The 19,424-nt window shown below is 67.6% G+C and carries 18 protein-coding genes; 9 read left to right on the forward strand and 9 right to left on the reverse strand.

The genetic code is table 11. From position 1 onward, the window contains the following. Positions 1-2: 2 nt before the first annotated feature. From ACQ754_RS14555 to ACQ754_RS14570, 4 genes are all read right to left on the reverse strand, one after another. Positions 3-1,610: a carboxyl transferase domain-containing protein gene (locus ACQ754_RS14555; RefSeq protein ID WP_440997764.1), complete on the reverse strand. Its 1,608-nt coding sequence runs from the start codon at positions 1,608-1,610 to the stop codon at positions 3-5. Positions 1,611-1,626: 16 nt separating this feature from the next. Continuing rightward, positions 1,627-2,820 (reverse strand): acetyl-CoA C-acyltransferase, encoded by a 1,194-nt coding sequence (locus ACQ754_RS14560; protein WP_440997765.1) that lies wholly within the window; start codon positions 2,818-2,820, stop codon positions 1,627-1,629. Between the two features lie 31 nt (positions 2,821-2,851). After that, positions 2,852-4,015 (reverse strand): isovaleryl-CoA dehydrogenase, encoded by a 1,164-nt coding sequence (locus tag ACQ754_RS14565; RefSeq protein ID WP_440997766.1) that lies wholly within the window; start codon positions 4,013-4,015, stop codon positions 2,852-2,854. 80 nt (positions 4,016-4,095) lie between these two features. Beyond that, positions 4,096-4,527 (reverse strand): MerR family transcriptional regulator, encoded by a 432-nt coding sequence (locus ACQ754_RS14570; RefSeq protein ID WP_440997767.1) that lies wholly within the window; start codon positions 4,525-4,527, stop codon positions 4,096-4,098. A 160-nt stretch (positions 4,528-4,687) separates the two neighbouring features. On the opposite strand from ACQ754_RS14570, the gene ACQ754_RS14575 reads away from it, so the two are divergent. Further along, a complete protein-coding gene (locus ACQ754_RS14575) occupies positions 4,688-5,530 on the forward strand; it encodes a universal stress protein (protein ID WP_440997768.1) in 843 nt (280 codons plus the stop codon). Positions 5,531-5,546: 16 nt separating this feature from the next. Continuing rightward, positions 5,547-6,365, forward strand: a complete 819-nt coding sequence (locus ACQ754_RS14580; protein WP_440997769.1) for a universal stress protein — start codon at positions 5,547-5,549, stop codon at positions 6,363-6,365. A 5-nt stretch (positions 6,366-6,370) separates the two neighbouring features. On the opposite strand, the gene ACQ754_RS14585 is transcribed toward ACQ754_RS14580, so the two are convergent. Then, positions 6,371-7,057: an HAD family hydrolase gene (locus tag ACQ754_RS14585; protein ID WP_440997770.1), complete on the reverse strand. Its 687-nt coding sequence runs from the start codon at positions 7,055-7,057 to the stop codon at positions 6,371-6,373. Positions 7,058-7,201: 144 nt separating this feature from the next. On the opposite strand from ACQ754_RS14585, the gene ACQ754_RS14590 reads away from it, so the two are divergent. The 4 genes from ACQ754_RS14590 (at position 7,202) to bfr (ending at position 10,848) form a co-directional block, all read left to right on the forward strand. After that, positions 7,202-7,720, forward strand: coding sequence for an RNA pyrophosphohydrolase (locus tag ACQ754_RS14590; protein WP_440997771.1), 519 nt, complete (start codon positions 7,202-7,204; stop codon positions 7,718-7,720). After that, positions 7,720-9,987: a phosphoenolpyruvate--protein phosphotransferase gene (gene ptsP, locus ACQ754_RS14595; RefSeq protein WP_440997772.1), complete on the forward strand. Its 2,268-nt coding sequence runs from the start codon at positions 7,720-7,722 to the stop codon at positions 9,985-9,987. Before ACQ754_RS14590 ends, ptsP begins: the two co-directional genes overlap by 1 nt. A 78-nt stretch (positions 9,988-10,065) precedes the next feature. Beyond that, positions 10,066-10,287: a (2Fe-2S)-binding protein gene (locus tag ACQ754_RS14600; protein ID WP_440997773.1), complete on the forward strand. Its 222-nt coding sequence runs from the start codon at positions 10,066-10,068 to the stop codon at positions 10,285-10,287. Positions 10,288-10,371: 84 nt separating this feature from the next. Continuing rightward, positions 10,372-10,848 (forward strand): bacterioferritin, encoded by a 477-nt coding sequence (gene bfr, locus ACQ754_RS14605; protein ID WP_440997774.1) that lies wholly within the window; start codon positions 10,372-10,374, stop codon positions 10,846-10,848. 24 nt (positions 10,849-10,872) lie between these two features. Here the strand turns inward: bfr and hemJ are convergent, their stop codons facing one another. Beyond that, complete coding sequence (gene hemJ / locus ACQ754_RS14610) at positions 10,873-11,298, reverse strand: protoporphyrinogen oxidase HemJ (protein ID WP_440997775.1); 426 nt, start codon at positions 11,296-11,298, stop codon at positions 10,873-10,875. Between the two features lie 21 nt (positions 11,299-11,319). Further along, positions 11,320-13,068 (reverse strand): chloride channel protein, encoded by a 1,749-nt coding sequence (locus ACQ754_RS14615; protein ID WP_440997776.1) that lies wholly within the window; start codon positions 13,066-13,068, stop codon positions 11,320-11,322. 110 nt (positions 13,069-13,178) lie between these two features. Between ACQ754_RS14615 and argC the strand changes: the two genes are divergently transcribed. Together argC and erpA are read left to right on the forward strand one after the other, a co-directional pair. Further along, positions 13,179-14,210 carry an N-acetyl-gamma-glutamyl-phosphate reductase gene (gene argC, locus ACQ754_RS14620; protein ID WP_440997777.1) on the forward strand — a complete coding sequence of 344 codons (1,032 nt, stop codon included), beginning with the start codon at positions 13,179-13,181 and terminating at the stop codon, positions 14,208-14,210. Between the two features lie 74 nt (positions 14,211-14,284). After that, complete coding sequence (gene erpA / locus ACQ754_RS14625) at positions 14,285-14,641, forward strand: iron-sulfur cluster insertion protein ErpA (RefSeq protein WP_440997778.1); 357 nt, start codon at positions 14,285-14,287, stop codon at positions 14,639-14,641. On the opposite strand, the gene ACQ754_RS14630 is transcribed toward erpA, so the two are convergent. Both ACQ754_RS14630 and ACQ754_RS14635 read right to left on the reverse strand, forming a co-directional pair. Next, on the reverse strand, positions 14,638-15,738 hold the full coding sequence (locus ACQ754_RS14630; RefSeq protein WP_440997779.1) for an anhydro-N-acetylmuramic acid kinase: 1,101 nt from the start codon (positions 15,736-15,738) through the stop codon (positions 14,638-14,640). The two genes, erpA and ACQ754_RS14630, sit on opposite strands and share 4 nt — an antisense overlap. A gap of 4 nt (positions 15,739-15,742) precedes the next feature. After that, entirely contained in the window at positions 15,743-17,362 is a 1,620-nt protein-coding gene (locus tag ACQ754_RS14635) for an OapA family protein (RefSeq protein ID WP_440997780.1), read from the reverse strand. Positions 17,363-17,529: 167 nt separating this feature from the next. Between ACQ754_RS14635 and tyrS the strand changes: the two genes are divergently transcribed. Then, the gene (gene tyrS / locus ACQ754_RS14640; protein ID WP_440997781.1) at positions 17,530-18,735 is read left to right on the forward strand and encodes a tyrosine--tRNA ligase; all 1,206 of its coding nucleotides are present in this window, start codon (positions 17,530-17,532) and stop codon (positions 18,733-18,735) included. Positions 18,736-19,424 lie beyond the last annotated feature (689 nt).

A 19,424-nucleotide genomic window follows, 5' to 3' on the forward strand; every position in this document is an offset into this window, starting at 1 on the left:
GATCACATGCGGAAGACGCCGAAGCGGGTCTGCTCCTCCGGCGCGTTCAACGCGGCCGAGAGGCCGAGCCCGAGTACCATGCGGGTATCGGCCGGTGCGATGACGCCGTCGTCCCAAAGACGGGCACTGGCGTAGTAGGGATGGCCCTCACGCTCGTATTGCCCGCGGACCGGCGCCTTGAAGGCCTCCTCGTCCTCGGCGCTCCAGCTCTCGCCCCGGCGCTCCAGGGCGTCGCGGCGCACCTGGGCGAGCACTGCCGCGGCCTGCTCGCCGCCCATCACCGAGATCCGCGCGTTGGGCCACATCCACAGGAAGCGCGGGGAGTACGCGCGGCCGCACATGCCGTAGTTACCCGCACCGAAGCTGCCACCGATGATCACCGTGAACTTCGGCACCGCGCTGGTGGCCACCGCGGTGACCAGCTTGGCTCCATCCTTGGCGATGCCGCCGGCCTCGTAGCGGCGGCCGACCATAAAGCCGGTGATGTTCTGCAGGAACACCAGCGGGATGCCGCGCTGGCTGCACAGCTCCACGAAGTGTGCCCCCTTCAGCGCCGACTCCGAAAACAGGACGCCGTTGTTCGCGATGACGCCTACCGGGTAGCCGTGGATGCGGGCGAAGCCGCAGACCAGGGTGGTGCCGTAGAGCGCCTTGAACTCATCGAGCTCGCTGGCGTCGACGATGCGCGCGATCACCTCGCGGACGTCATAGGGCTGCTTGTTGTCCACGGGCACAATGCCGTCGAGCTCATCGGGGTCGTAGAGCGGCGGGCGCGGCTCGCGGATCTCCAGGCGATGCCGCTTGGGCCGGTTGAGGTGGGCGATCAGCCGTCGCGCGGTGCCCAGGGCGTGGGCATCGTTGAGGGCGTAATGGTCGGTGACCCCGGAGATCTTGGAGTGCGTGTCCGCGCCGCCGAGCTCCTCGGCGGTGACGTCCTCGCCGGTGGCGGCTTTCACCAGGGGTGGGCCGCCGAGGAAGATGGTGCCCTGCTCGCGGACGATGATGCTCTCGTCCGCCATCGCCGGCACGTAGGCACCGCCGGCGGTGCATGAGCCCATCACCACCGCGACCTGTGGTATGCCCTTGGCCGACATGTGGGCCTGGTTGTAGAAGATGCGGCCGAAGTGGTCGCGGTCCGGGAAGACCTCGTCCTGGTTCGGGAGATTGGCGCCACCGGAGTCCACCAGGTAGACACAGGGCAGGTGGTTCTGCTGGGCGATTTCCTGGGCGCGAAGGTGTTTCTTCACCGTAAGTGGGTAGTAGGTGCCGCCCTTTACCGTCGCGTCGTTGGCCACGATCATGCATTCGCGGCCGTTGATGCGGCCGATGCCGGTGATGATCCCCGCCGCCGGTATGTCGTCTTCGTAGACCTCGTGAGCGGCGAGCTGGGAGAGCTCCAGAAACGGGGAGCCGGTGTCCAGCAGCACGCGGATGCGGTCGCGGGGCAGCAGCTTGCCACGGGAGAGGTGGCGTTCGCGGGCCCGCTCGCCGCCGCCGAGCTTGATCGCCTGGACCTTCTCCCGGAGATCGGCCACCAGGGCGTCCATCGCGGCACGGTTGTCCTCGAAGCCCTCGCTGCGTGGGGTGATCCTGCTCTTGATGGCGCTCACGACGTTCCCCCCTTGTTCAGAGGCGCTCGACGGCGACGGCGGTGGCCTCGCCGCCACCGATGCAAAGCGAGGCGACGCCGCGCCGGGCGTCGCGGCGCTCCATGGCCGCTAGCAGGGTGACCAGGAGGCGCGCCCCGGAGCAGCCGATGGGGTGGCCCAGGGCACAGGCACCGCCGTTGACGTTGACCTTGTCGTGGGGCAATCCGAGCTCCTGCATGGCCGCCATGGTCACCACCGCGAAGGCCTCGTTGATCTCGAAGAGATCCACGTCGTCGGCCTGCCAGCCGACGGTCTCGAAGAGGCTGCGCATGGCGCCCACCGGCGCGGTGGTGAACCAGGCGGGGGCCTGTGCGTGACCGGCGTGGCCGCGGATCACCGCCCGCGGCGAGAGGCCGCGGCGCTCCGCCTCAGAGGCGCGCATGAGCACGAGTGCGGCGCCGCCGTCGGAGATGGAGCTGGAGTTGGCCGGCGTGACGGTGCCGCCCTTGCGGAAGGCCGGCTTGAGCTCCGGGATACGGTCGGGGCGCGCCTGGCCGGGTTGCTCGTCGATCTCCACGCTGTGCTCGCCGCGCCGCCCGGCAACCGTCACCGGCGTGATCTCATCGGCGAAGTCACCCTGCTCGATCGCCCGGTTGGCGCGGCGCAGGGACTCGATGGCAAAGGCGTCCTGGGCCTCGCGGGTGAAACCGTAGTGTTCGGCGGTATCGTCGGCATAGGTCCCCATCAGCCGGCCGGGGTCGTAGGCATCCTCCAGGCCGTCCAGGAACATATGATCAAGCACCCGCCCGTGGCCGAGGCGGTAGCCGTTCCGCGCCCGGTCTAGGAGATAGGGGGCGTTGGACATGCTCTCCATGCCACCCGCTACCATCACTGCGTTGGTGCCCACGGCGAGCAAGTCATGGGCGAACATCACCGCCTTCATGCCGGACCCACAGACCTTGCTCACGGTGGTGCACGGGACCGACTGGGGCAGTCCGGCGCCGATGGCCGCCTGCCGGGCCGGGGCCTGGCCGACGCCGGCGGGCAACACGTTGCCCATGAGGACCTCGTTCACGTGATCGGGGGCGAGCTCCGCGCGCTGCACCGCGGCGGCGATGGCCGCTGCGCCGAGCTCTGGTGCCCGAAGAGGGGAGAGTTCGCCCTGGAAGCCGCCCATGGGGGTGCGGGCGTAGCTGACGATGACGACGGGGTCGGTTTCCGTGTTGCGCATGGCCGCAGCCTCGTGGTTTCGCTGAGAGGGGTCAGCCGGTCTCGCGGAAGAGCTCGCGGCCGATCAGCATCCGGCGGATCTCGCTGGTGCCGGCGCCGATCTCGTAGAGCTTGGCGTCGCGGAGCAGCCGTCCCGTGGGGTACTCGTTGATGTAGCCGTTGCCGCCGAGGATCTGAATGGCCTCCAGGGCACACTGGGTCGCCTTTTCGGCGGCATAGAGGATGGCCCCGGCGGCGTCCTTGCGGGTGGTTTCGCCGCGGTCACAGGCCGCGCCCACCGCATAGACGTAGGCGCGGCAGGCATTGAGCGTGGTGTAGAGGTCGGCGACCTTGCCCTGGATGAGCTGGAACTCGCCGATGGGCTGGTCAAACTGGCGGCGCTCGTGGACGTAAGGCATTACCACGTCCAGGCAGGCATGCATGATGCCCAGGGGGCCGGCGGCGAGTACCGCGCGCTCGTAGTCGAGCCCACTCATGAGCACGCGTACGCCGCGGTTCTCCTCGCCGAGGATGTTCTCGGCGGGGACCTCGCAGTCCTCGAACACCAGCTCGCAGGTGTCGGAGCCGCGCATGCCGAGCTTGTCGAGTTTCTGCGCGGTGGAGAAGCCGGGCATGCCCTTCTCCACGATAAAGGCGGTGATGCCCTTGGGGCCGGCCTCCGGGTCGGTTTTGGCGTAGACCACCAGGGTGTCCGCCTCGGGGCCGTTGGTGATCCACATCTTGTTGCCGTTGAGCAGGTAGCGATCGCCGCGTCGCTCGGCGCGCAGGCGCATGGAGACCACATCGGAACCGGCGCCGGGCTCGGACATGGCCAGGGCGCCCACGTGCTCGCCGCTGACCAGCGGCGGGAGGTACTTCCGCCGCTGGGCCTCGCTGCCGTTGAGGCGGAGTTGGTTGATGCAGAGGTTGGAGTGGGCGCCGTAGGAGAGGCCGATGGATGCGGAGGCGCGGCTGATCTCCTCCATCGCCACCATATGGGCGAGGTAGCCCATGTCGCTGCCGCCGTATTCCTCCGACACGGTGATGCCGTGGAGGCCGAGCTCGCCGAGCTTCGGCCACAGCTCCCGCGGGAAGCGGTTGGTGGCATCGATCTCGGCAGCCTGCGGGGCGATCTCGCGATTGGCGAAATCCCGCACTGCCTCGCGAAGCATGGCGATCTCTTCGCCGAGGCCGAAGTTCAGGCCAGGCAGCTCCATGGTCCTCTCCTCCCGGGCTTTTCTTCCTGTCGCGATATTATTTGACGTTTACGTAAACGTCAATATTGGGCTCGATAGCATCAACTCCCGGTGCGCTCGCGCTGGCGCTTGCTCTCCAGGATGCGCCGGCAACGTGCCATGGAATCCTCCATCTCGCTCAATGCGTCCTCGAGATCCTTACGCTGCTGGAGGAACAGTTGGCGTTTTTCGTCTAGGATTTCGAGGTAACGGGCGAGCTGGCGTTCTTCGCCATGGGCCACGTCGTAGAGGTCGAAGACCTCCTTGATCTCGGCGAGCGTCATGCCCAAGCGCTTGCCGCGCAGGGTAAGCTTGAGCCGGGTGCGGTCACGGCGGCTGTAGACCCGGCGCTGGCCCTCGCGGCGGGGAGTGAGCAGGCCCCGGTTCTCGTAGAAGCGGATGGCCCTTGTGGTGATGCCGAATTCCCGCGCAAGCTCGGAGATGGTATAGGTGGTAGCGTTTTGTGGTGGTTGTCGTTCGCTGGGTTGCTGCATCGCCGACTGCCCGAAAGGTTGCCGTTTACGTAAACGTAATAGTAAATGACCTCCCCGGCCAATGACAGCCGGGTTGATCCAGATCATCCGCACGCTGGGCACAATGCCTGACGTTGGTGGAGGTCGAGAACAAACACTAACCGGAATCGGGAGGATAGGCATGATGCAGCCCCGTACCATTCTGCTGTACGTGGACGAATCCGACGAGGTGGAGCGCCGCGCGCGTCTCGCCGCCGAGCTCGCGGCTCGATGGGATGCCCATCTCGTGGGGCTCGCCGTGGCGGATATCATGCTCGTGCCGGAGTTCGTGCCCACACAGACGTTAGAGAGCCAGCTCCAGATCGCCCAGGAGCGTAACGAGAAGCTCCGGCAGCGTTTCGAGTCCCTTGTGGGTGGGCGGCAGCTGGTCACCGAGTGGCGTGCTACCGACACCGTCAACGCCGGTGGCACGGTTCTGGACGTGCTGGCACGGCACTCGCGCTATGCGGACTTTACCGTGGTCGGCCAGCCGGATAGCCGGGACGTGCGCTCGGCGGTGCCCACGGATCTTCCGGGGCAGCTTTCGCTGTTGAGCGGTCGCCCGGTGCTCGCGACTCCTTATGCTTGGCGGGAACAGCCCGTCGGCCGGCGCATCCTGGTTGCCTGGGACGCGGGTCGGGAATCCGCCCGTGCCGTCGGCGACGCCCTGCCGCTGCTCAAGGAGGCGGACCAGGTGCGCGTGCTCGCGCTGACGGGCACCAGCCGGGACGCCGCCCACGGTGAGCAGCCAGCGGCGGATATCTCCACGCATCTGGCGCGGCATGGCGTAAAGGTCGAGGCGGCCCATCAGCACCTCGGTGATCTGGATGTCGCTTCGGCGTTGCTGTCCGCGGCCAGCGATTACGGCGCCGATATGATGGTGATGGGGGCGTACGGCCGCACCCGAATGCGGGAAATGATGCTAGGCGGGGCCACCCGCGGCGTGCTCGAGAGCATGACGCTGCCGGTGTTCCTGTCCCACTGAGCGAGGAGGCATCGGCATGACGGCCTGGAAGGATCTGCTGGTTTACCTAGAGGAAGGGGCCGCGCTGGATTCGGCGTTGGCCTCGGCGGGCCTGCTCGCCGAGCATTTCGGTGCCCATGTCGTGGGCCTTGCCGTATCGCCGTTCCGGTTGCCCCTGGAGCTGTCGCAGCCCTCGCGGCTGCGCGACTACGGCGAACGCAACCGGGAGCGACTCGAGCGATTGCAGGGGCGTTTCGAGCAGGCGCTCCCCCATGGCCGGCGGGAGTGGCGCAGCCATGACGGACTTGCCGAGGGCGGCGAGCGACTCGATGTGATCAGCCGGCACGCGCGCTATGCGGATGCGGTGGTCATGGGGCAGCCCGATCGCCCCCGGGGGGAGGACGATGCCGCCGTCGATCTCCCCGCCCAGGTGGCCGTGGCCAGTGGGCGGCCGGTGCTGGTGCTGCCCCGTGACGGCTGGGAGGGCCGCCCGGGGCGGCGGGCCCTGGTGGGCTGGAACGGCAGTCGGGAGGCGGCCCGTGCCATCGCCGACGCGTTGCCGCTGCTCGCTGGCGCCGAGGCCGTGAAGGTGCTTGTCGCCGGCGGAGGGGATGCGGATCCGGGGGGCGACGTCGGGGCCTGGCTATCTCGCCACGGCGTGCCCGTGGAGGTGGAGCAGCGGGAGAGATCGCGGGAGGATCCCGCGAGAATCCTCCTCGATGTGGCCGCGAGCGATGATGCAGACCTGGTGGTGATGGGCGCGTACGGGCAGTCGCGGATGCGCGAGCTCGTCCTCGGAGGCACCACCCGAGAGATGATGCACCGCATGGAGCGGCCGGTTCTGCTGGCCCACTGACCTGCTCAGGGCAGCGGCTGTGGCCGCTCGCCCTTTCGCAGGGTGATCCGCGGCCAGCGGTTGCGCTGCGCCGCGGCGTCCAGCTCGGGGTCGGGGTCCACCGCCACCGGCTCATTCACCTCCCGGAGCAGGGGGAGGTCATTGTGGGAATCACTGTAGAAAGTGGTTGCCGCCTCTTCCAGCCCCCGTTCCCGACGCCACTGCCCGAACACCACGATCTTGCCTTCTCGGTACGTGGGCGTCCCCGTGTATCCCCCGGTAAACCGGCCATCGTGGTGCTCGGGCTCGGTGGCGAGGAGGTGCTCCACACCGAGGAGCTCGGCGATGGGGCCGGTAATGAAGCGATTGGTGGCGGTAATGATCACCAGCGTGTCACCCCGCTCGCGGTGGGACTCGACGAGCGTGCGCCCCGCGGGAAGCACGATGGGGGCGATCCGTTCCCGGATGAACGCCTCGCGCAGCCGTAGCAGCCGCTCCGGCGGGGTTTCCGCCAGTGGGCGCAGGGCAAAGCGCAGGAACTCGTCGATGTCCAGGGTGCCGGCCTGGTAGGCGGCGTAGAAGCGGTCATTGGCGTTGCGGAACCGGGTCTCGTCGACCACGCCCTGCTCCACCAGGTATTCCCCCCAGAGGTGGTCGCTATCGCCGGCAAGTAGCGTATTGTCCAGATCGAAAAGGGTGATCGCCTCAGCCATTGGTGTGCCCGGTTGTCCTCCGATGGGCGCCACAGTCTAGCCCGGCCCGCCTTGGCGGTGCAGGGATAAAGGGCCGATTTGCCGGTGTTTGTGTCGATGTGGAAGAATAGCTTCAGTTTACGGATTGGCGTGTCGGGTTGCTAAGTGATTGATTCGGATGGTTTCAGGCCGAATGTAGGGATCATCCTCACCGATGGGGCGGGTCGTGTGTTCTGGGCCCGGCGCATCGGCCAGAACGCGTGGCAGTTCCCCCAGGGGGGGATCAAGCGTAACGAGTCCGCCCAGCAGGCCCTGTACCGTGAGCTCCATGAGGAAGTGGGGCTCGAGGGCGAGGACGTGAAGGTGCTCGGCTGCACCGAGGGCTGGCTGCGCTACCGGCTGCCCCGCCATCTCGTCCGCCGTCGACAGCGGCCCCTGTGCATCGGCCAGAAGCAGGTGTGGTTCATGCTCCGCCTGACCGGCGAAGAGGACGCGGTGCGCCTGGACCGCTCCCCGCAGCCCGAGTTCGATGACTGGCGCTGGGTGGATTATTGGGAGCCGGTGCGCCGCGTGGTGTTCTTCAAGCGGCGCGTCTATGCGCGAGCCCTTACCGAGCTGGCCCCTCTGATCTTTCCCGACGGGCCGCCGGAGCGGCCTCGACGCGCCAGCGAGCGGACCGGCTGATGCTCGGCGAGCTCCACCGCATCGTCCAGGAGGTGAATACCGCCCGGGACCTCGGCCAGGCGCTGAATATCATCGTCAACCGTGCCGCCGATGCCCTCGCCGTGGACGTCGCCTCGGTGTACCTGGTTGGCGAGGACCACGAGACCCTCACCCTGATGGCGACCCGGGGGCTGCGTCCCGACGCGGTGGGCCGGGTGCGCCTGCGCTTTGAGGAGGGCCTGGTCGGTCTGGTCGCCGAGCGCGAGGAACCTATCAACCTCCAGGATGCGGACCGCCACCCGCGTTTTCGTTTCTTCCCGGAGACCGGGGAGGAGCACTTCCATTCCTTTCTGGGCGTGCCCATCATCCATTACCGCCAGCTCTTGGGGGTGGTGGTGGTACAGGGCCAGGAGCGCGGCCGTTTCGACGACGAAAAGGTGGCCTTTCTGGTGACCATGGCCGCCCAGCTCTCCGGCGTCATCGCCCATGCCCGGGCCACCGGGGGCTTGCGCGAGCTGGTCAAGCGTCGCGGTCTGGCACGCAACCGCCCCCTCGCCGGCGTGGCCGGCGCCACGGGCGTGGGCATCGGCCGGGCCTACACCCTGTACTCCGCCACCGACTTTGACGACGTTCCGGAGGCGGCTGTGGAGGACACCGAGGCCGAGGTAACGGCCTTCCATGAGGCCGTCGATGCCGTCCGGAGCGACCTCGAGCAGTTGCATGACCGCCTCGAGGGCATGGTCTCGGAGGAGGAGCGTCGGCTCTTCGAGGTCTACATGCGTCTGCTTGATGGCAACAGCCTCACCGGCGCCGTGGACGCCCGCATCCGAGAGGGGGTGTGGGCGGCCGGCGCGGTGCGCGACGTTGTGCTTGAGCAGGTGCGCCACTTCGAGGAGATGGAGGATGGCTATCTTCGCGAGCGGGCCAGCGATGTGCGCGACATTGGCCGTCGCCTGATCGCCCGTCTCGGCGCCATGGAAGGAGGAAACCGCCCGCTGCCGAAACGGGTGGTGCTGGTGGGCCACGAGGTCAATGCCTCCCAGTTGGCCGAGATCCCGCGGGAGCGGTTGGTGGGCGTGGTCTCGGCCACCGGTTCGGCCAACTCCCATGTTGCCATTCTCGCCCGCGCCCTTGGGGTGCCCGCGGTGATGGGTGTCAGCGACCTGCGCCCCAGCGTAATCGACGGCCGTGACCTCATTGTCGACGGCTACCGGGGTCGGCTCTATGTCCAGCCCACCCGGGCGGTGCTGCGCGAGTACCGGCGGCTGCAGCGCGAGGAGCGTCAGCTCGGCGAGGACCTCAAGGCGCTGCAGGCCCTGCCGGCGGAGAGCCCGGATGGCGTGCGTATCCACCTCTACATCAACACGGGCCTGATCTCGGATATCGCCTCTTCCCGGGAGGTGGGCTGCGACGGCGTGGGTCTGCACCGCACCGAGTTCCCCTTCATGGTGCGGGATCGCTTCCCCGGAGAGCAGGAGCAGGCGCGGCTGTATCGCGAGGTGCTGAGCGCCTTCGCGCCCCTGCCGGTGACCCTGCGGACCCTCGATATCGGCGGCGACAAGATGCTGCCGTATTTCCGCATCGACGACGACAACCCCTTCCTCGGCTGGCGGGGCGTACGGGTGACCCTCGACCACCCCGAGATCTTCCTCACCCAGCTGCGGGCGATGCTGTTGGCCTCGGCCGGCCTGGACAACCTGCAGGTCATGTTCCCGATGGTCAGCCGGGTGGAGGAGGTGGAGCAGTCCATCGCGTTGATGGACCGGGCCCGCCGTGAGCTCGCCGAGGAGGGCGTGGAAGTGGCCCGGCCACGGCTCGGCGCCATGATCGAGGTCCCCGCGGCGGTCTATCAGGCGGAGAGCCTGGCCCGGCGGCTGGACTTTCTCTCCATCGGCTCCAACGACCTCGCCCAATACCTGCTTGCCGTGGACCGCAACAACCCACGGGTCGCCAGCCTCTACGACGAGCTGCACCCGGCGGTGCTGCGGGCGATCAATGATGTGGCCGAGGCGGGGCGGGAGACCGGGGTCCCTGTCAGCGTCTGCGGCGGCATGGCGGGCAACCCGGCCACGGCGCTACTGCTCTTTGCCATGGGGTTGAGCGGGTTGTCCATGAGCAGCGTCGGCCTGCTGCGGATCAAATGGGTGATCCGCAGCTTCCCCCACGCCGAGGCCCGCGCCTTGCTGGAGGAGGTTCTCGCCATGGAGCACCCCGAGGACGTCCGGCGAGTGGTTCGTGGCGCGCTGGAGGAGAAGGGTCTCGGTACGCTCACCCGTGCGGGCAAATAAAAAACAAGAACGATTCGCGTTGACATCGTTGTCGCCCTTCGCCCATGATCGCGATATCGGGTTTCTTGGGGCTGTGCCATGTATGTCTGTCTCTGCAAGGCCGTGACCGAGCGCGACGTGCGCCGGGCCATCGACGAGGGTCTCGCCTCCATGCGTGAGCTCCGCCGGGAGCTGGGGGTGTGCAGTTGTTGCGGCAAGTGCGGGCCGGCGGCGCGGGCCATGCTCGCCGAGGCGGTCCCGGGCGACCGCCCCGGCGCCGTGGGCCGTGCCGTACCGGGGGAGCCGGCGGCCGCGGTGTAGACGCGCACCCGCGTCGGGCGGTTTTGGCGGGGGCTGCGGGTGGACTACACTAGTTGGACTCCACCCAGCGAGGGAGACCTCCCGATGCAAGGCGACACCAAGGTGCTCGAGTACCTCAACCGTGCCCTGACCAACGAGCTCACTGCCATCAATCAGTATTTCCTTCACGCCCGCATCCTGCAGGACTGGGGGCTGGATCGGCTCGGCGAAAAGGAGTACCAGGAGTCCATTGATGAGATGCGCCACGCCGACAACCTCATCAAGCGCATCCTGTTCCTGGAAGGGCTGCCCAATCTGCAGGATCTCGGCCGCCTGATGATCGGTGAGAGCGTGCGTGAGATCCTCCAGTGCGACCTCAGGGCGGAGAAGGACGGTCGCGACCTGTACCTGGAGGCGATCGCCTACTGCGAATCGGTTCGGGATTACGTCAGCCGTGACCTGCTGCGCGGCATCCTCGACGATGAGGAAGGACATATCGACTGGTTGGAAACCCAGCTCGAGCTCATCGAGCGGGTCGGTGAGCAAAACTACCAGCAGTCGCAGATCAGCGCCGGCGAGTAGGGCCGGGGCAGTGCCCCGGCACTGCTAGAACGGTTTCACTTCCACCAAGATCACCGCGGCCACCAGCACGATCACCGGCAACTCGTTGAACCACCGGTACCAACGGTGGCCGTATTCGTTTTCATCCCGGGCGAAGGCCCGTAGCAGCCGGCCGCACCAGAGGTGGTAGCCGATCAGCGCCACCACCAGGGCGAGCTTGAGGTGTAGCCAGCCCTGGGTGAGCCATACCGGATTGAGCCAGAGGAGCCAGATCCCAAAGGCCACGGTGAGCACCGCGCTGGGATTCATGATGCCGCGGTAGAGCTTGCGCTCCATGACCTTGAAGCGCTCGTTGCCCGGGGCGTCCTCTGTCTGGGCGTGGTAGACGAACAGTCGCGGCAGATAAAAGATCGCCGCGAACCAGGTCACCACAAAGATGATGTGCAAGGCCTTGATCCATAGGTACAGCATTTCCGCGCTCCGTTGCCCGTGTCATCCGAGGTAGCGGTTCTCGATATCCCGGCGCGTGACGATCCCATAGTAGCCGCGCACGCCGGGGACGGTGGTGCGGGTGACGTACAGTGCCTCGGCGCGCTCCCGGCGCAGCGTTTCCAGGGCCTCGCGTACCGTTGCCCGCAGGTCGATGGCGGCCGGTTGCAGCCGTTGCGCGGGGATGGCGAGCAGGTCCACCGTCTCGGTTTCCGGGATCTCGTGGGCGTGCTGCAGCAGATCGGTCACCGGCATTACCGCGATGGGCCTACGTGGCTGTTCCCCCTCGATAAGGATCCAGCGGGGCTCCTCCTCAAGCACATGGTCGAGCCGCTCGTGCTCAACCATGCGCGGCAGCACCGTGACCCGTCGGTCCATCACGCGGGCGATGCCGATGCGGTTGAAGGCGAACAGCAGCGGATTGCGCCGGGGGTCCATGCCCTTGGCACGGAGCCAGGCGAGGAATATGGAGTCCTGGTTGAAGAGCTCGGAGTTGGTGAGCGTGGCCACGACGATAACCAGCATCCCGGGCATGATGATCCCGGGGGCGGCGGTCAGCTCCAGCATCGCGGTCAGCGCCGCTAGCGGTGCGCGCAGGCACGCCCCCATCATCGCCCCCATGCCGAGCAGGGCGTAATAGGCGGTACCGGAGCTCTCCCAGGGCAGTGCCGCCTCCATGCCGTGGCCGATGGCGCCGCCGGCGGCGGCCCCGATCACCAGGGTGGGGCCGATCAATCCCGCCGGGATGCCCAGTCCCAGACTGACGCTGGTGGCGAGCAGCTTGGCGGCGGCGATGGCGATGAGCGTCAACGGGGCCAGTTCGCCGAGCAGCGCAAGGCCCACGGTGTCGTAGCCGATGCCCATCACCTCGGGCACCGCGACGGCGATGAGCCCCACCGCCGCCCCGGCGGCGAGCAGGCGCAGGGCCAAGGGGTAGTCCTCGGTGTGCCGTGTCGTCCACGTGAGGGCGGCGTTGAACAGCGCCGCAAGCAGGCCGATGGCGAAACCGGTCAGCGCAATGACGGGCAGCTCCCACAGCCTTTCAGCGGCGATGGCGGGGACGCTGAAGGCGGGGGCGGCCCCGTAGACGAAATGGGTCATGGCGGTGGCGACGCCAGCGGCGAGTATCACCGGCAGGAACCCCGCGATGGTGTACTCCATCACCACCACCTCCATCGCGAATGCCACGCCGGCCAGTGGCGTATTGAACGACGCCCCGATGGCGGCGGCGGCGCCGCAGGCCACCAGGGTACGCATGCTGTTGTTGGGGACCCGAAGTCGCTGGCCGAGCAGGCTTCCCGCGGTGGCGCCGAGGTGTACGCTCGGCCCCTCGCGGCCCACCGAGTGGCCGCTGATGATGGCGATGGCGCCGGCGACGAACTGGGTAACCGCGTTGCGCAGCCCCAGATACCCCTGGTGGTAGACGGTGCGCTCGATGACGTAGACCACGCCGGTACGGGCATCGGTGCCGCCCGCGAGGCGGAGATAGCCCCAGATCGCCGCCCCGCCCAGCAGCGGCAGGCCCATCCGGGCCCACCATGGCAGGCCCTCGTAGGCCTCCTCGGAGTCCAGGAAGGTCGCCTGGGTGAGCTCGACGGCACCACGGAACGCGAGATTGACGGCGCCGGCCATAAGCCCGGTGAGGGCGCCGAGCAGGCACAGGCCCACCAGGGCCTCGGCCGCGGAGAGCCGCAGATTGAGCCGCTCCTGGAAGCGAAGCCAATGCCGATACCAGCGTCGCGGAGGAAACATGCGCACCAGTATCGCAGACCGGTGCCCTTCGGGGCATGCGGGTACGGCGTGACCGCCGCGGTGGGCGGGCGTTATCATCGCTGTTAGCAATCCGGCAATGGGAGTGGTGCATGCTGAAGGCAGGGATCGTGGGGGGCACGGGGTACACGGGGGTGGAGTTGCTGAGGCTGCTCGCCGGCCATCCCCAGGCACGGGCGCACGTAATAACCTCCCGAGGTGAAGCGGGCCGGCCGGTCGCCGAACTGTTCCCGAACCTCCGCGGCCACCTCGACCTTGCGTTCTGCCACCCAGAGGAGGCGGCGCTTGAGGAATGCGACGTAGTGTTCTTCGCGACGCCCAACGGAACCGCGATGCAGGCGGTACCGCGGCTGCTGGAGGCCGGCGTGCGTGTGATCGATCTCGGCGCCGACTTCCGTATCCGTGACCTGGCGTTATGGTCGCGCTGGTACGGCATGGAGCATGCCTGCCCGGAGGTGGCGGCCGAGGCGGTGTACGGCCTGCCGGAGTGCCATCGGGAGGAGATCCGGAGGGCGCGCCTGGTTGCCAACCCGGGTTGCTATCCGACGGCGGTGCAGCTGGGGTTTCTGCCCCTGCTCGAGGCAGGGCTTGTGGATACTGACACCCTGGTGGCGGACGCCAAATCCGGCGCCAGTGGCGCCGGACGGCAGCCGAAGCAGCACACCCTGCTCGGCGAGGCCTCGGAGAATTTCCGTGCCTACGGGGCCGCCGGGCATCGGCATCTGCCGGAGATCCGCCAAGGGCTGATGGAGATGTCCGGGGGGGCTGTCGGGCTGATGTTCACGCCGCACCTCATCCCCATGGTGCGCGGCATCCACGCCACCCTCTACGCGCGGCTGCGGGATCCCGACGTGGACCTGCAGGGGGTCTTCGAGGAACGCTATGCACACGAGCCGTTCGTGGACGTGCTGCCACCGGGAAGCCATCCGGAGACGCGGACCGTGCGCGGGGTCAACACCTGTCGCATCGCCGTCCACCGCCAGCCCTACAGCGACATGGCGCTGGTGCTGGCGGTGGAGGACAACCTGGTCAAGGGGGCGGCGGGCCAGGCAATCCAGAATATGAACCTCATGTTCGGTCTCCCGGAGACGGCGGGGCTGGATGCCGTGGCCCTGCTGCCCTGAGGGGCCCGATTGACTACGATCAATGCCGCCCCCAACATGAAGGGAACGGCGAAGCCCATGGAGGCTATAGGATCATGACTGAAGCGGTTGAAGCCCCGGAGGAGGCCCTCCTCCATTTCACCGATGACGCCGCGGCAAAAGTCCGCGAACTGCTCGAGGAGGAAGAGACGGAGGGCCTGAAGCTGCGCGTGTACATCACCGGCGGTGGCTGCTCCGGTTTCCAGTACGGATTCATGTTCGACGAGAACCGGGAAGATGGTGACACCGTTATCGAGAAAAACGGCGTCACTCTCTTGGTCGATCCCATGAGCGGCGCGTATCTCGAGGGCGCGGAGATCGACTACGTCGAGGGCATCGAGGGTGCCCAGTTCGTAATCCGCAATCCCAACGCCGCCACCACCTGCGGGTGCGGCTCCTCCTTCGGGGTCTAGGCGCGATAGACCCCGCCCAACACGGCCGGCCGGGTGGCGCCCGTCACTGACGGGATGTTCCCCGGCAGCAGCGCCAACCTCCGCATCGCCAGCCAGGCGAATGCGGCCGCCTCTACGTAGTCCGGGTCCACGCCGAGCGCGGCAGTGGAGGACAGGGACCAACCTGGGAGTCGGCCTCGCAGCCGCTCCATGAGGTGGTCGTTGTGGCTGCCGCCGCCGCAGACGAACAGTGTCCCGCCCCGCGGACGATGCTCATCGAGGGCGGCGGCCGCTGAGGCGGCGGTCAGCTCCACTAGGGTGGCCTGCACATCCTGGGGCCGGATTCCCGGGTGATGGTCGAGGGCGCGCTCCAGCCAGGCCGGATCGAAGTGCTCCGGGCCGGTGCTCTTCGGTGGTGGTTGCCGGAAGTAGGTATCGGCGAGCAGGTGCTCAAGCAGCCCTTGGTTTATGGTACCGCCCTCTCCCCATGTGCCCCGGTCGTCATATGGGTGCCCGAGGTGGCGTTCTGCCCAGCGGTCCAGGAGCGTGTTGGCAGGCCCACAGTCGAAGCCGAGGGGTGGGCGGCCCTCGTTGCCAGGCAGGGTCAGGTTGGCGATGCCACCGAGGTTGAGAACGGCCGCATCGACACCGCGGTCCTCCAGCAGGGCCAGGTGAAAGGCGGGGGCGAGGGGCGCCCCCTCACCGCCGGCGGCGATATCGGCGCGGCGGAAATCGGCTACGGTGGTGATGCCGGTGGCCGCGGCGATGCGACTGGGGTCGCCGATCTGGACCGTGGCGGCATGCGGTGCGCCGGGCCGATGCCAGACGGTCTGGCCGTGACTCCCGATGGCGGTGACATGATTCGTGGGGCAGCCGCTTGCCGCCAGCAGGGCGTGTACCGCACCGGCGAAGGCATCGGCCACCGCCTCGTCGGCGGCGACCACCTCGGCGAGGCGCGTGTCGGCGCCGATGGCGCGCAATCCCTCACGGACGTCGGGGCCGTAGGGGCGGGAAAGGGCGTGCTCGATACGGGTGCCGGCGCCATCGACCGCCACCAGCGCGGCATCCACCCCGTCCAGGCTGGTCCCGGCCATGAGGCCGATGTAGCGCCCGTGCACAGCTTTACTGTGTGGCGTTGCCGTCCGTCTCGGTGTCGGTGCGCGCGAGCCGCGTCGGGGTCTCCGCTTCCAGGGCAGCGACGAGCGGGGTCGAGTGTTCCTCGAATGCCGGGCGGTGCTCAGCGGGGATGGGCTGGGCCTCGGGCAGCTCCACGGTCCTTGGGTTGCGGTGGCGGCCATCGACGCGGAACTCGTAGTGCAGGTGCGGGCCGGTGGACAGACCAGTGCTGCCCACGTATCCGATGACGTCCCCCTGCTGCACCCGGTTGCCATGGGTGAGCCCCCTGCGGAACCCCTTCATATGGGCGTACAGGGTGGTGTAGCGGCTGCCGTGCTGGAGGATGATGGTATTGCCGTAGCCACCCTTTCGCCCGATATGGATGATCTTGCCGTCGCCGGCGGCCTTGATGGGCGTGCCGGGAGGTGCGGCGTAATCGGTGCCCATGTGCGGGCGTTTGGTGCCGTAGATCGGGTGCAGGCGCTCTGGGTTGAAGTCCGAGCTCACCCGCGTGAAGTTCAGCGGCGTGCGCAGGAAGGCCTTGCGCATGCTCTTGCCCTCGGGGGTGAAGTACTGGCTGTCGCCGTCCGGGAAGGTGAAGCGGACCGCGCGGAAACGGTCGCCCTGGTTCACGAACTCGGCGGCGAGGATGTCGCCGTTGCGGACCTTCTCGCCATCCCGGTAGAGCTCCTCGTAGAGGACGCGGAACTGGTCCCCCTTGCGGAGATCCAGGGCGAAGTCGATGTCCCAGCCGAAGATGCTGGCCAGCTGCATGATCTGTCGGTCCGAAAGACCCGCGCCAAGGGCAGCAGCATACAGTGACGACCGAATGGTTCCGCTCGCCTGTGCCCGGCGTGCGGTGAGCTTCACGGTGCTTATCTCGCTGGAATAACCGTCTCCGTCCTGACGCACAGTGAGCGTCTCGGTTTCGTTGAGCTCGTAGCGGACCCCCTCGAGGCCACCGTCGCCGTCCAGGGCGATGCGGACCTCGTCCCCGGGGTAGAGCTGGGTCAATGCCCGGGCCTGCTCATCGGCGTTCACCACCTCGTGGACGTCCCGGGCGGAGAGGCCGGCACGGCTGAACAGTGCCGCGAGGGAATCACCCGAGCGGACCTCATAGGTGTCCCAGGCGAGGCTGGCGGTGTTGACGTCACTCGGGGGAGGGGTATCGGTGGGCAGGGCTACCGGCTCTACGGTATCGGCGGTCGCGTTTGCCGAGGATCTATCCCCCATGGGATTGCTCGCATGTGGTGCCAGGGAGGCAGCCTGCAAAGTGGCTGGCTGGAGGCCGGCCGAGGACTCTCCGTTGCGAGCGTCTCCGGCCGAGGACTGATCCGGTGGCACCACGCGTGCTGGCGCCGGATCATTCAGCACCCGGAGTGGCTCCCGGCCCTCCGGCTGGGTCGCCCCACCGTCCGCGCTCGGCAGCGACAGGGATTGGGTGCTGCGGCCGTCCGGTCCGGCGGGTGCGATATTGGCGTCGCCATCACCACTGCTCAGCAGCAACGCGCCGAGGCCGGTGCTCGCCGCCACCGCGAAGGCAAGGATATGGCGATACCCTCGTGCGCGTTTGGGGCGGTCCGACAGGCTGGGCAGCCGGGAACGACGGCGGCTTATTCTAGGCATAGGGAGATTCCTCCGCGTATAAGGGCAAAACCTTAGTCGCATGCCCGACAGGGGTCAACGTCGGGGGGGTGGTGGTAACGCCGCGCGGGCCGATTTCGTTACCATTACGCGCTTAGCGTACCGACGCGTCCCCAGTCCCAGTGCATAACAGATACAGCGGAGAGGGCATGAGCACCATAGAGGAATCCCTGGCGATCCTGCGGCGCGGGGCGGAAGAGATCCTGCCGGAGACGGATCTCGCCGAGCGCCTCAAGGAGGGACGGCCACTACGTATCAAGGCCGGCTTCGATCCCACGGCACCGGATCTGCACCTCGGCCACACGGTGCTCATTAACAAGCTCCGGCAGTTCCAGGACCTCGGCCACCAGGTGGTCTTCCTGATCGGGGACTTCACCGGGATGATCGGCGACCCCTCCGGCAAGAGCGCCACCCGGCCGGCGCTCACACCGGAGGAGATCAGCGAGAACGCCCGAACCTACCAGGACCAGATCTTCCGCATCCTCGATCCCGAGCGCACGCGGGTGGAGTTCAACTCCCGTTGGATGGGTCCGATGAAGGCGGAGGACATGATCCGCCTCGCGGCGAAGTACACCGTGGCCCGCATGCTCGAGCGGGACGACTTCCACAAGCGCTACGAAGAGAATCGCTCCATCGCGGTGCACGAATTCCTCTATCCCCTGGTCCAGGCCTATGACTCCGTTGCCCTGGAGGCGGACGTGGAGCTCGGCGGCACCGACCAGAAATTCAACCTGTTGGTGGGCCGCGAGATCCAGCGTGAGTATGGCCAGAAGCCCCAGGTGATCCTGACCATGCCCATTCTCGAGGGGTTGGATGGGGTCCAGAAGATGTCTAAGTCCTTGGGCAATTATGTCGGCATCCGTGAGCCCGCGGACGAGATGTTCGGCAAGATCATGTCCGTTTCCGACGATCTCATGTGGCGCTACTTCGAGTTGCTCACCTTTCGGCCCCTCGCCGAGATCGAGCGACTGCGCGAACAGGTGCTCGATGGCCGCAACCCCAGGGACGTGAAGTTCGAGCTCGCCGAAGAGCTGGTGGGCCGTTTTCACAGCGCCGAGGCGTCGGCCCGGGCGAAGGAGGGGTTCGTCGCACGTTTCCAGAAGGGGGCGATGCCCGAGGATATGCCCGAGGTGACCCTGGAGGTGGGCAACGACGGCCTACCCATCGCCAGCGCGCTCAAACAGGCCGGCCTGACCCCGAGCACCTCCGAAGCCTTGCGGATGATCAAGCAGGGCGCGGTCCGTGTGGACGGCGAGCGCATCGAAGATCGCGATCTGGTCCTCAGCGGTGAGCAGACAATGGTCATGCAGGTGGGCAAGCGTCGTTTCGCCCGGGTCCGCTTCAAGGCCGCCTGAGGCCGCTCGCGGCAGGCAGCGGCCGTAGGTGGACGAAGACCGCCGGGCCGCGAGCGCGTGCCTGTTGCCGGCGGACTGCGCTATGCTCCGTCCGCCCTATGGCCGCCGGTTTTGGTGGGATCCGCTTCGTTGCTCCCGCCCTACGGCGGTAAGGGGTAGGGCGGACGCAGTCCGCCGGGCCCTGCCCGCCGATCCCCGGTGGGGCCTGCCCTGGCGGCGAAGGGGTGCGCGCTGGGGTGGCGGTGTGTGATCGCGGGCGTTGGGGGTGCTTTTCATCGCTTGACGGTCTCTGTGAGGTGCCTATAATGCGCGCTCTCTTGCCGGGGCGGTGCTCTGGTGGGGGAGGTCCCGGAGGCGGTCGGAACGATTGTTACGGGGCGTTGACAGGCATTCGGGATCAGTTAGAATGCTTGGTCTCGGCGGGCGCGGCCCACAGCGGTTTTTCGGGCCGGCCGAGGCGAGAACAATCCGGGTTGACTTCAGCGGCGCGGGCGCTAGAATGCGCGCCTCGCCGGGCGGAGCGGCCCGGGGGTGATCTTTAACAATACGGATCAGATGGCTTGTGTGGGTGCTTGCGTCGGGCCTGACGCTACGGGGTCTGGCCGAGAGTAAAGTCGGCGCGGCACCCATTACGGAAGCTATCCGTCAAGATGTGTGCCTTGTGCGCCGAGCCGAGATTGGTTGGCCCT

Source organism: Arhodomonas sp. SL1 (assembly GCF_052060015.1).
Lineage (GTDB): Bacteria > Pseudomonadota > Gammaproteobacteria > Nitrococcales > Nitrococcaceae > Arhodomonas.